Source organism: Mesorhizobium sp. M00.F.Ca.ET.216.01.1.1 (assembly GCF_004010325.2).
Classification (GTDB): domain Bacteria; phylum Pseudomonadota; class Alphaproteobacteria; order Rhizobiales; family Rhizobiaceae; genus Mesorhizobium.
The window spans coordinates 72911-84870 of the sequence record NZ_SADR02000017.1; the positions used below are offsets into that span (position 1 = coordinate 72911).

General features: G+C 63.0%; 12 protein-coding genes and 1 pseudogene. 8 read left to right on the forward strand and 5 right to left on the reverse strand.

What is annotated here, in order from left to right:
- Nucleotides 1–243 precede the first annotated feature (243 nt).
- Together EN859_RS21590 and EN859_RS21595 are read right to left on the reverse strand one after the other, a co-directional pair.
- A complete protein-coding gene (locus EN859_RS21590; protein ID WP_127854835.1) occupies nt 244–1398 on the reverse strand; it encodes an IS110 family transposase in 1155 nt (384 codons plus the stop codon).
- Between the two features lie 91 nt (nt 1399–1489).
- Nucleotides 1490–1732: pseudogene (locus EN859_RS21595) on the reverse strand (IS110 family transposase); the annotation flags it as partial.
- A 214-nt stretch (nt 1733–1946) separates the two neighbouring features.
- Here EN859_RS21595 and dnaG point away from each other — a divergent pair.
- The 4 genes from dnaG to EN859_RS21615 all read left to right on the forward strand — a co-directional run bounded on the left by dnaG (nt 1947) and on the right by EN859_RS21615 (nt 7426).
- Nucleotides 1947–3896 (forward strand): DNA primase, encoded by a 1950-nt coding sequence (gene dnaG, locus EN859_RS21600; protein WP_127854774.1) that lies wholly within the window; start codon nt 1947–1949, stop codon nt 3894–3896.
- Nucleotides 3897–4270: 374 nt separating this feature from the next.
- Nucleotides 4271–6292: an RNA polymerase sigma factor RpoD gene (gene rpoD / locus EN859_RS21605; RefSeq protein ID WP_127854775.1), complete on the forward strand. Its 2022-nt coding sequence runs from the start codon at nt 4271–4273 to the stop codon at nt 6290–6292.
- A 211-nt stretch (nt 6293–6503) separates the two neighbouring features.
- Complete coding sequence (locus tag EN859_RS21610; protein WP_127854776.1) at nt 6504–6797, forward strand: GYD domain-containing protein; 294 nt, start codon at nt 6504–6506, stop codon at nt 6795–6797.
- A gap of 248 nt (nt 6798–7045) precedes the next feature.
- Entirely contained in the window at nt 7046–7426 is a 381-nt protein-coding gene (locus tag EN859_RS21615; RefSeq protein ID WP_245525651.1) for a DCC1-like thiol-disulfide oxidoreductase family protein, read from the forward strand.
- 59 nt (nt 7427–7485) lie between these two features.
- Here EN859_RS21615 and EN859_RS21620 read toward each other — a convergent pair whose 3' ends face one another.
- Nucleotides 7486–7779, reverse strand: coding sequence for a DUF2798 domain-containing protein (locus tag EN859_RS21620; RefSeq protein WP_127854777.1), 294 nt, complete (start codon nt 7777–7779; stop codon nt 7486–7488).
- 229 nt (nt 7780–8008) lie between these two features.
- On the opposite strand from EN859_RS21620, the gene EN859_RS21625 reads away from it, so the two are divergent.
- On the forward strand, nt 8009–8680 hold the full coding sequence (locus EN859_RS21625; protein WP_127854778.1) for a PadR family transcriptional regulator: 672 nt from the start codon (nt 8009–8011) through the stop codon (nt 8678–8680).
- Nucleotides 8681–8790: 110 nt separating this feature from the next.
- Nucleotides 8791–9078, forward strand: a complete 288-nt coding sequence (locus tag EN859_RS21630; RefSeq protein ID WP_127854779.1) for an HlyU family transcriptional regulator — start codon at nt 8791–8793, stop codon at nt 9076–9078.
- 97 nt (nt 9079–9175) lie between these two features.
- On the opposite strand, the gene EN859_RS21635 is transcribed toward EN859_RS21630, so the two are convergent.
- Nucleotides 9176–9811, reverse strand: a complete 636-nt coding sequence (locus EN859_RS21635; protein ID WP_127854780.1) for an FMN-dependent NADH-azoreductase — start codon at nt 9809–9811, stop codon at nt 9176–9178.
- Between the two features lie 108 nt (nt 9812–9919).
- Here EN859_RS21635 and EN859_RS21640 point away from each other — a divergent pair, with 108 nt between their 5' ends.
- Complete coding sequence (locus EN859_RS21640; RefSeq protein ID WP_127854781.1) at nt 9920–10867, forward strand: LysR family transcriptional regulator; 948 nt, start codon at nt 9920–9922, stop codon at nt 10865–10867.
- Here the strand turns inward: EN859_RS21640 and EN859_RS21645 are convergent.
- The gene (locus tag EN859_RS21645) at nt 10809–11435 is read right to left on the reverse strand and encodes a TetR/AcrR family transcriptional regulator (RefSeq protein WP_127854782.1); all 627 of its coding nucleotides are present in this window, start codon (nt 11433–11435) and stop codon (nt 10809–10811) included. The two genes, EN859_RS21640 and EN859_RS21645, sit on opposite strands and share 59 nt — an antisense overlap.
- A gap of 66 nt (nt 11436–11501) precedes the next feature.
- Between EN859_RS21645 and EN859_RS21650 the strand changes: the two genes are divergently transcribed.
- Nucleotides 11502–11924, forward strand: a complete 423-nt coding sequence (locus tag EN859_RS21650; RefSeq protein ID WP_127854783.1) for a VOC family protein — start codon at nt 11502–11504, stop codon at nt 11922–11924.
- Nucleotides 11925–11960 lie beyond the last annotated feature (36 nt).

The following is an 11960-nucleotide window of genomic DNA, read 5'->3' on the forward strand; positions in this document are numbered from 1 at the left end:
GGATCCAAGGTCCGAACCCTTCATTGGAACGCGTGTCGCAGTCGACCTGCGCGCTCAAGCTCACATGCGGTCGCCGAAATAACGGCTGCACCAGAATTCCGCATCCTGCGGACAGGGCTCGGGAGGACGGGACCATTCTTAACTACGGCGTGCGAGGCCAAACCCTACGCCGGTTCGTCCCCCCGGGATCCGCCGGAACTGATCGGGTTCCGGTGGAATTGGTTTCAGTTTTCCGGGTGGCGGTCAGGCGGCCTTCATTCTGGCGCCCTCGATCACGACACCGCCGGTGACGTACTTCCACAGAGCGACAAGCAGTTTGCGCGCCAGAGCGACGATCGTGACTTTCCTGGTGCGTGGGCCGAACCGGCGGACCCTCTCGTGATACCAGCATGCAAGCGCCGAACCCGGCTGATGCCGCAGCCAGAGCCAGGCCATTTCCACGGCAATGGCGCGCAAACGGGGATTGCCCGCCTTCGAGACACCCTGTTCGTGGTTGATCGTGCCACTCTTCCAGGGCGTGGGCGCAAGACCGGCATAGGCCGCGACCTGGCGCCTGTTCGCGAAGTTCCGGAACAGGCCTTCGGACCACAAGGCGCCGGCAAAACCGGGGCCAATGCCCTTGAGCTCGAGCAACATCCGAACCGGCTCCAGTGCGGAACCGGCGGCCGGAGCCTCCTCCAAGAGCGCATCACGCTCCGCCTTCACGGCCTCGATCTGCCGGTTCAGCAGCTCGATGACTTCCAGCTCGCGCAGGGCCAGCGTCTTGAGATGTTTCGGAAGCGGCCGCCCGTCTCCGGTGCGCAGAGCCTCCAGGCGCTCCCGGCGGTCCTTGTTCCGAGGCTCGTACCCGCCGATCCCTTGCGCGAAGAACAGACCCTTCAACCGGTTTACATGACGGATACGCTCTCCGATCAGAGTCTTCAGTTCCCGGCAAAGCCGCCGACGATCCTCTTCTTCCGGTGTCGGTACGCAAACCATCGAACAGACCCGCGGTTCGCCCCTTTTCCACGCCATGAGTGTGCGAACAAGCGCCTCCCCGTCGATCCGATCTGTCTTGGCGCGGCGATGCCGGCGCGAAACCGCGATCGAAGCTGGGTCAACGACGTGGCTCTCGATCCCTTCCGCGACCAGGGCGCGGTGAATCCAGAACCCGTCCAGTCCGGCTTCCTGGATCACGATCACTGGGACAATCCGGCCGGTCCGGCGGTGGACATGGCGTTGCAGATCCGAAAACCGCTCCAGCAGCCCCGGCATATCCCCACCCCGCACCTGATGCCTCGACAGCTTGGACCCCACGGGGGCCGCAAGGGTGGTCACCAGCCACGTCGAGCGGCTGAGCTCCAGAGAAACGAAAATCGCGCCGCACTCAACGGTCGCAATCGTATGTGCGGTGGTCATTCTGGCAGTCTGCATGGCAAAGGTCTCCATCGAGAAAGTGAGCGACCCAACTCTTCCAGAGCTAGGCGCGCGCGTCTCCTCCTCATGGAATCTTCACGTGCTGCGGCGCGACCAGCCGCACCTCATGGCCCAGGCCTTTGAGCTCTCGCGCCCAATAGTGCGAGGCCCCGCAGGCCTCCAGCCCCACGACCACAGGCTCCAGGCGGGCGAAAAACTCCACCATCTGGCCGCGACGAAGCTTGCGGCGAACCACCGGCTCCTCAGCCGCGTTCACGCCATGCAACTGGAAAATACTCTTCGACGTATCAATGAAAATGCGCGTAATCTGCTCCACGGACGGCTCCTTCGATTGACGTTCTATGCGACCTCAATCTGGCACATCGATGCCGCTTCGGGGGCCGTCCACCCCATCATGCCGGGACATGAAAGAGAAGGCGGCCCGCAACGGCCGCCTTCTCTTTTGCCCTGTGAAAACCGGGTATGGCCGGCATTAGGAGTCGTCGTGCTCTGCCGGCGTGATTATATGGAGGACAAACGAGCCGTTCTCCATGCGCTTTCCACCCGCCTTCCTCGACGAGATACGCGACCGCATGCCGATTTCATCAGTGATCGGCCAGCGCGTCGCGTGGGACAGGAAGAAGACCAACGCGCAGCGTGGCGACTATTGGGCATGCTGCCCATTCCATGGCGAAAAGAGCCCGTCCTTCCATTGCGAGGACAAGAAGGGCCGTTACCATTGCTTCGGCTGCTCGGTTTCGGGCGACCATTTCAAGTTCCTGACCGAGCTCGACGGGATGAGCTTTCCCGAAGCGGTCGAGAAGATCGCCGACATGGCCGGCGTGCCGATGCCGGTTCGCGATGCCAATGAGGAGCGGCGCGAAAAGGAACGCGCCAGCCTGACCGACGTCATGGAGATGGCGACCGGCTTCTTCCAGGAGCGGCTGCAGAGCGCCGACGGGGCGAAGGCGCGCGCCTATCTGCGCGACCGCGGACTGACGCCGGCGACGCAGCAGTCGTTCCGGCTCGGCTATGCGCCGGACAGCCGCAACGCGCTGAAGGAGCATCTTGCCGCCAAAGGTGTCCCCAAGGCCGACATCGAAGCCTGCGGGCTGGTGCGCCACGGCGACGACATCCCGGTTTCCTATGACTGGTTCCGCGACCGCATCATGTTCCCGATCCCGGATTCCAGGGCCAAGATCATCGCCTTTGGCGGGCGGGCGCTGGCGCCGGATGCGCCTGCCAAATATATGAACTCGCCCGACACGGAGCTCTTCCACAAAGGCAACGTGCTCTACAATTTTGCCCGCGCCCGCAAGGCGTTGGCCAAGGGCGGCACCGTCATCGCCGTCGAGGGCTACATGGACGTGATCGCGCTGGCGCAGGCCGGTTTCGAGAATGTCGTGGCGCCGCTTGGCACCGCGCTGACAGAAAACCAGCTCGAACTGCTGTGGCGGATGGCCGGCGAGCCGGTGCTGTGCTTCGATGGCGACCAGGCCGGGTTGAAAGCGGCGTGGCGCGCCGCCGACATGGCGCTGCCGGCGGTTCAGCCAGGCCGCTCGGCACGCTTCGCGCTGCTGCCCGAAGGCAAGGATCCCGACGATCTGGTTAGAACCGAAGGGCCAGACGCGTTCCGCGCCGTGCTTTCCGAAGCGCGGCCGCTCGCCGACCTTTTGTGGATGCGCGAGACGGCCGGCGGCGTCTTCGATACGCCGGAGCGGCGGGCGGAGCTCGAAAAGACGCTGCGCGAGCTGACCAGCCGCATCCGCGACGAGAGCCTGCGTTATCACTACCAACAGGAGATGCGCGAACGGGTTCAGAGTTTTTTCGGCGCCCAGCGCGGGGCGCGCCAAGGGCGTCAGGCCGGGCGGCCGGGCGAGCGCTTCCACGGCAAAGCCGCGGCGCCGGGCGGCCAGTTCGCGCGCGGTGGCGCAGCGGGCGGGCGCACAGCGATCACCGAAAGCCTCGGTCGTTCGGCGCTGGTCAAGCGCGGTGGCGAGGGGATGTCGGTGCGCGAGGCAACGATCATCGTGGCGCTCGTCAACCATCCGGCGCTGATCGACGAGAATTTCGCGCATGTCGAGTTCCTCGACCTTGCCAACACCGATCTGAGGCGGCTGCACGCTGCCATCCTGGACGCGATGGCGCATGATATGGCGAACGACCGCAACGCAGTGATCGCGACGATCGAGCGGGCCGGCTGCGGCGAAGTCTGGGAGCGTGCGGTGGCGCTGATCAAGCGGGCGCGGCAATGGCCGGCGCTGGAAACCGCAGCACTCGACGATGCCCGCGACGCCTTCAGTCAGGCGCTGCACTTGCAGCGCAGCGCGCGCACCTTACATAAGGAGCTGAAACAGGCGGAAGCGGCGCTCGCTAGCGATCCCACAGACGAAAATTACCGGCATCTCGTCGAGATTCAGGCGCAATTTCGTGATGTGCAGGCGACGGAAGCGCTGATCGAAGGGTTCGGCGTGTCCTCGGGCAGAGCTGGGCGCGTGTAGGGCAAAGCTTACGCAAGAGTGAAATTTAGGAACGTGCTTGCGCGCCGAATAGGGCATCCCTCGCTCTAAGTCGGGTAATTGATTCGCTTTTTTCATGCGAATCATGCGAGAGGCGCTTGACCTTCTGGCAGAATGACGGAATCAGGACGACGATTCGAAACGTTAACCCGCGCTGGCGTCGATGGAAATGCAGCGATGTGAGGCACTGGTCACTGGACAGGCAATAGGCCTGCTACAGATATCAGGGTTAATCTGGACTTAAAGAGATGCAGTTACTGGCCCGGTGAAGCGCGTTTTGAAGCGAGCGCATTCGATTTGACCGGTCCCGGCAACTTACGCGGCTTTGATATTCAGCCGCTTGGAGAAAATGAAGAATGGCGACAAAGGAAAAGGAAGAGGTCGAGACCGAACGCGAAGGCGCCACCGATGGCCCTCTGCTCGACCTTTCCGATGATGCTGTCAAGAAGATGATCAAGGCCGCAAAGAAGCGCGGCTATGTCACCATGGACGAGTTGAACTCGGTGCTGCCCTCCGAGGAAGTGACCTCGGAGCAGATCGAGGACACGATGGCCATGCTCTCCGACATGGGCATCAACGTGGTCGAGGACGACGAGCAGGGCGAGGAGCCCGAAGCCGCCGACGCGGCTGCCGACGCCGAGGAAGACGCCAACGAGCTGGCCGAGCAGACCGGCACGGCGGTTGCCACCACGACCACCAAGAAAGAGCCGACCGATCGCACCGACGATCCGGTTCGCATGTATCTGCGCGAGATGGGCTCGGTCGAGCTTCTGTCGCGCGAGGGCGAAATCGCGATCGCCAAGCGCATCGAGGCCGGTCGCGAGACGATGATCGCGGGGCTGTGCGAAAGCCCGCTGACCTTCCAGGCCATCATCATCTGGCGCGACGAGCTCAACGAATCGAAGATCCTGCTGCGCGAGATCATCGATCTCGAGGCGACCTATGCCGGGCCGGAAGCCAAGCAGGCTCCGGTGGTCGAGCGCATCGAGGAAGCCAAGGTCGAGGAAAAGCCGCGCCGTTCGCGCGAGGACGAGGACGACATCACCAATGTCGGCGGCGACACCCGCGGGCTGACGGACGACGACGAGGAAGACGAGGACGAGGCGAGCCTGTCGCTGGCGGCGATGGAAGCGGAGCTGCGCCCGCAGGTGATGGAGACGCTCGACGTCATCGCCGACACCTACAAGAAACTCAGGAAGCTGCAGGACCAGCAGGTTGAGAATCGGCTGGCCGCCGCCGGCACGTTGTCGCCCAGCCAGGACCGCCGGCTGAAGGAATTGAAGGACCAGCTGATCAAGGCGGTGAAGTCGCTGTCGCTGAACACGGCGCGCATCGAGGCGCTGGTCGAGCAGCTCTACGACATCAACAAGCGGCTGGTGCAGAACGAGGGCAAGCTGTTGCGGCTGGCCGAAAGCTACGGCGTGCGCCGCGAGGAGTTCCTGAAGGAATATCAGGGCTCGGAGCTCGATCCGAACTGGACGCGCTCGATCGCCAATCTGACCTCGCGCGGCTGGAAGGAATTCACCAAAAACGAAAAGGACGCGATCCGCGACCTGCGTGCCGAGATCCAGAACCTCGCCACCGAAACGGCGATCTCGATCCAGGAATTCCGCAAGATCGTCAACCAGGTGCAGAAGGGCGAGCGCGAGGCCGCGATCGCCAAGAAGGAAATGGTCGAGGCCAATTTGCGTCTCGTCATTTCCATCGCCAAGAAATACACCAACCGCGGCCTGCAGTTCCTCGACCTGATCCAGGAAGGCAATATCGGCCTGATGAAGGCCGTCGACAAATTCGAATACCGCCGCGGCTACAAGTTCTCGACCTACGCAACATGGTGGATCCGGCAGGCGATCACCCGCTCGATTGCCGACCAGGCGCGCACCATCCGCATCCCGGTGCACATGATCGAGACGATCAACAAGATCGTGCGGACCTCGCGGCAGATGCTGCACGAGATCGGCCGCGAGCCGACGCCGGAGGAACTGGCGGAAAAGCTCGCCATGCCGCTGGAAAAGGTGCGCAAGGTGCTGAAGATCGCCAAGGAGCCGATCTCGCTCGAAACGCCGGTCGGCGACGAGGAGGATTCGCATCTCGGCGATTTCATCGAGGACAAGATGGCGATCCTGCCGATCGACGCGGCGATCCAGGCCAATCTGCGCGAGACGACGACGCGGGTGCTGGCCTCGCTGACGCCGCGTGAGGAGCGCGTGCTCAGAATGCGCTTCGGCATCGGCATGAACACCGACCACACGCTGGAGGAAGTCGGCCAGCAGTTCTCGGTCACCCGCGAGCGCATCCGCCAGATCGAAGCCAAGGCACTGCGCAAGCTCAAGCATCCGAGCCGGTCGCGCAAGCTGCGCAGTTTCCTCGACAGCTGAGGGCCGGCAACGGCATGGGCAATCGAAAGGGCGCCGATGGCGCCCTTTTTCGTGCGTGACACAGGGATCGGTCTGTCTGCCGATGCTGCCGCTCTTGCGGCGCGTACCCTTCGGGAGGATAATTTCGCATCGGATGCATTTTAGGGCGACAAACCCGGATGCCCGCCCCGGCGTAGCCGCCGTGCTCCGTGGCTCCGGAGGGAGGTATGTCATGACAACATACATCGTGCTGATCAACTGGACGGAGCAGGGCGCCAAAAATGTGCGCGAGTCGCCGAAGCGGCTCGATGCTGCCAAGAAGCTGTTGGGAGACATGGGCGGGTCGTTTAAGGCATTTTATCTCACTATGGGCGATTGCGACATGGTGGCAGTGGTCGAAGCGCCCGACGATGCCGTCTTGGCTCGTTTCTCGCTGATGCTGGCGATGGCTGGCAACGTCAGGACACGAACACTCAAGGCTTTCCCGGAGGATGCCTACCGCGAGATCATCACCTCGCTTGGGTGAGGCGTTACGCGCAATTTGAGCGTCTGAGCGATCGAGAAAGTCCAGGAATCCTGGACCGCCGGCAGTCGGGCGCCGTCTTGACGGCGCCCGGCCTGCCGATATTGAGGAGAAATGCTCCTCTCGCTCGAGCGGTTCGGCTACGATTTCTGATTTTTTCAAACCGTGGACACGCGCACTGGCCGATGCGACATGTTGCGGGATAGCGGCATTTCCCGGATAGTTCCGTGGTCCTTCACGTCGCACAACACATGCCCAAGCCGCTGCTGACTGTCTGGTACAACACGCGCTGCCCGGTCTGCGATGCCGGCATCAGCCGGCAGAAACGACGGCTGATCGAGGCGATCAAAGCCGGGCGGATCGAATTTCGCGACATCAATTCCGAACCGGCGGCACTGGCCGGATACGGCGTCTTGCTGGAGGATATCCGTCGTCGCCTGCATGCAACCGACGCGGGCGGCAGACTGCTGGTCGGCGCCGACGTCGCGGTTGCCGTCTTGCGCACGACGCCGGGCGAGGGCTGGCTGGCGACGCTGTTCGGCAATCCCGTCATCCTGCCGCTGACGCGCCTTGCCTATGATCGCTTTGCCGATCTTCTCTACGCCTGGAACCGGCGCAAGGGTCGCTGGTAGGCAGTCCGACGAGCCTTCGTTGAAAGGCCCGGAGCCGGCTCCGGGCCTTTTGTGGCTTACTATCGGGCTGCGGGCTCGCACAGCCAGTCGACAATGCGGCGCACTGCCGGCAGCACCAGCAGCAGCGTCGGAAACGCCACCAGCCAGGACAGACCCCAGGCGGTCAGCCACATGGCCGGCAGGCTGGGCTGGAAACCGAGGCTTTTCAACGTCGAGATGAACGAAACGATGAAGGTCATCAGCAACGACAGCACCAGCGGGCTGACGATCGCGGCATAACGCGCAGGAAGCCTCCTGCGCTTACGGGTGAGAATTTTCCCTGAAGCATCCGGTCCGTCGCATTTGGCATCCATTCGCCGGTTTCGGCGATTCAAACTGCCCGGAAAGACCGGGTTGGATGCGTTGCTTGACGGCAGACGCTTACGGAGCGGTCTTCGACCCTCGCGCGCCTTCTAGCTGCCGGCGCCGGCGAATTCAATCCTGCTGGCGCCATCTACAGATACATCGTAAGATATATCTTGACTCGAGCTCCAGGAGCACTTAATTAAGATATATCGTAAGACATAACTCAAGGAGTAAACGATGCACGGACATCATCATTTTGGCGAGCGCGCCGAGCGCGCTTTCATGCATATGGCCGGCAGGGTCGGCGGCCGTGGCGGCGGGTTCGGCCCGTTCGGACATGGCATGAGGGGTGGCGGACGCGGTGGGCCGGGCGACATGTTCCGCGCCGGGCGCATGCTCGCTGACGGCGATCTCAAGCTGATCACGCTTTCGCTGCTTGCCGAGGCGCCGCGCCACGGCTACGACATCATCAAGGCGCTGGAGGAGCGCACCAGCGGCGTCTACAGCCCGAGCCCGGGTGTAGTCTATCCGACGCTGACCTTCCTGGAAGAGGCCGGCTATGCCGTCTCGGTGACGGAAGGCAACAAGAAGGTGTTTTCGATCACCGGGGCGGGGCAGGCGCATCTCGACGAGAACCGCGAGATGATCGACCATGTGCTCGACCATCTCGAGCGTTTCGGCCGCAAGATGGCGAAGGCGCGCGACTGGTTCGGCTGGAACGACGAGGGCGAGGACGGCGGACGGCGCGGCCGCGGCCGTTCGGAAAAGCGCGACGCCTTCCGTGCCGTGCGTCACCGGTTGCGCGCAGCGCTCAGCGACATCGTTGATGCATCTGAAGAGAAGCAGGCCCAGGCGATGAGCATCCTGGAAGATACCGCCGAAGCCTTGGAAGCGCTGTCGCGCCGCTGAGCCGCTCGTTGGATAGGCCAGACGCTTGCCCGCGCGGCCAAGGATCGGTACTGAAAATCATCCTGCACCGCGCTATGTGATGCAGGATTGTTGCCGTTGGAGGATACCCCATGTCTTTTCTGAAACGTCTTTTCGGCGGCGGCGATCCAGGCGAGCCAAAGACAGCCGCACCGGCAAAGCAGATCGAGCACAAGGGTTTTTTGATCAGCGCCACGCCCTACAAGGCGGACGGCCAGTACCAGACCTGCGGCGTGGTTTCGAAGGAAATCGACGGCGTGACGAAGGAACACAGGTTCATCCGCGCCGACCGTTTTGCCGGCCTAGACGACGCCGTCGACATCTCGATCAAGAAGGGCATTCAGCTGGTCGATGAACAGGGCGAGAAGATCTTTGGCTGAGACCTGCCCGCTTCGGTCGCTCCCATAAAAACGAAATAAGGCAAGCGCCGTATCAAGCGCTTGCCTTATTGGTTTTTGATAGCCGACGACTGGTGGCTTATGCCGCAGCCTGTTCGCCTGCAGTCGCGGCCACCACGGCATCGACCTTGGCTGTCGCCTTGGCCAGAGCGGCGGTGACAGCATCAGGGCCCATGCCGACGCCTTCGATGCGGATTACTTCAACATCGGTCATGCCGATGAAGCCGAGCACGCTGCGCAGGTAAGGAATGGCGTGATCCAACTGGACGGCCGCGCCTTCGGAATAGATGCCGCCCGAGGCAAGCACGATGTAGACCTTCTTGCCGGTGACGAGGCCTTTCGGGCCGTTCTCGCCATAAGCAAAAGTCTTGCCGGAGCGGGCAACGTGATCGACCCAGGATTTCAGCGTCGAGGAGATGCCGAAATTGATGAAGCCGGTGGCCAGAATGATGGTGTCGGCCGCAAACAGTTCGTCGAGCACGGCGTCGGAGACGCCGACAACTTCGGCCTGACGCTGCGTGCGGGCCTCAGCCGGCGTATAGATGCCGGTCGAATAGTCGGCGTCGATGTGCGGCAGCGGGTTGGCGACGAGGTCGCGCACGACCAGCGTGTTCGAAGGATCGGCGGCGACGAGCTTCTCGGCGAATTCTGTGGCGATACGGGTCGAGTGCGAGGCGGCGCCGCGCGGGCTTGAGGTTACAAGAAGGATGGACATGGGGCTCTCCAGGGTTGGAATGAATTGTCCCGCAAAATATGGGACTATCGATCCATTGGAAAAACTGGTATATTTTCTATATGTTCCATCTATAAATTGGATATGGCGATGCAGCCCAATCCGACACTCGACCAACTTCAGATTTTTGTGACGGTCGCCGAAACCGGCAGTTTCTCGGCCGCCGGCCGCAAGCTCAACCGGGCGCAGTCCGTCATCAGCTACGGCATTGCCAATCTCGAGGTGCAGCTCGGCCTGAAACTGTTCGAGCGCGAGGGCACGCGTGAGCCGCAACTGACCGAGATAGGCCGGGCGATGCTGGAGGATGCGCGGCGCATGACCGGTGTGCTGCAGCGCATCCGTTCGCGCGTCGACGGCCACAATCAGGGGCTGGAGGCCGAAGTGGCGCTGTCGGTCGATGCGGCGCTGCCCTCACCGGTGCTGGTGCGGGTGCTGAAGGCATTCGAGGCGCAGTTTCCGACCGTGATGCTGCGTCTGCATATCGGCACGCTCGGCCTGATCCCCGATCATGTCGTCAGCGGGCAGGCCGATCTCGGTGTCGGCGGCCTGCTGGGCGAGGTCGACGTCCACCTTGTGCGCATCGGCTTCATGTCAATAGTGCTGGCTGCCGCGCCCAGCCACCCGCTGGCGCTGCTGCCGAAGCCGGTGGCGATCGAGGATGTGCGCGAACACACCCAGCTCGTTGTCACCGACCAGTCCGAACGCACCAAGGGGCGCGACTTTGGCGTCTTCGCCTACCGCACCTGGCGGCTGACGGACCTGCGCACCAAGCATATGCTGATGCGCGAGGGGCTGGGTTGGGGCGGGCTGCCGCGCTGGCTGATTGCTGACGATCTGGCGAGTGGCCGGCTGGTGGAACTCGATCTGGAGCCGTTCAGCGAGGTGCGTTCGCCGCTGTTTGCCATGCATCGCAGCGACCGCAGCCCGAAGCCGGTGGCTGCTTGGCTGATCGACCAGTTCAAGCGCCAGCTCGGCTGCTTCAACGAGTTCGAGCCGGGCCAGGTGCCGGATGAGGAACCGGCGACAGTCCATCGATAAGCGCCATGAGAACGGTGCGATAGTCTTCGGGCGAGGCGCCCACCTCGATGGCGAGCGCTGCGCGATCGAAGGCGGCGGCAAGCAACGCGGTCAGCGCTTCCACCGGCAACCTCGCCATTGACTGCGAGCGCATAGCTGCAACGAGGCCCTCGCGCAGCGAACGGTTGCCGTGGCGGTTGTCGATCTCGTCCATGGCGCCGCGACCGAGCACGGCCGGTCCGTCGAGCAGCAAGAGCCGCGCGCGGCCGGGCGCGCGCATGGCTGCGAGATAGGCGTCCGAGCCGGCAACTAGCGCATCACGCGGAAACAATGAGGGCGGCGAGGCGCGCTCGATCTCGGCGGCGACGGCCGCCGCCTCCTGTTCGACGACGGCGGCAAACAGCGCCTGTTTGTCAGCAAAGTGATGATAAAGGGCGCCGCGGGTGACGCCGGCAGCAGCGACAATCTCGGGTGTGCCGGTCTCGGCATAGGATTTTTCGATGAACAGTTTCCGCGCGGCAGCAATCAGGTCGGCGCGCGTCGCTTCGGTGCGGTCACGGTTAGAGCGGCGCGCGGAATCCCATTGCATACATGCAGCCTGTATGTTATTTCAATTTGCATGCAGACTGTATGTTATTCGACAGGAAAAGGAAAGATGAAGACGACGAGCTATTACCCGGTGCTGATGACAGGCGACGTGGCCGGCACGACGGCCTTCTACATCGAGCACTTCGGCTTCAGGCCGCTGTTTGAAAGCGACTGGTACATGCATCTGCGCTCGGCCGAGGACCGCCGGGTCAATCTCGGCATCGTCCAGGGCGACCATGAAACGATCCCGGAGAAGGGGCGGGGCCGCACCTCGGGCCTGCTGATCAATTTCGAGGTGAGGGACCCCGATGCCGTCTATGAGCGGGTCACCGCCGCCGGCCTGCCGATCCTGCGGTCCTTGTGCGACGAGCCCTTCGGCCAGCGCCATTTCATCACCAGGGATCCCAATGGCGTGCTGATCGACGTGATCAAGCCGATCCCGCCGAGCCCGGAGTTCCTGGCGCAATATGTCGAAGGGCGGCGGCCGTAGAGCCCGGCGCTCGGCAAAGAGGACTTCGCAACCAGG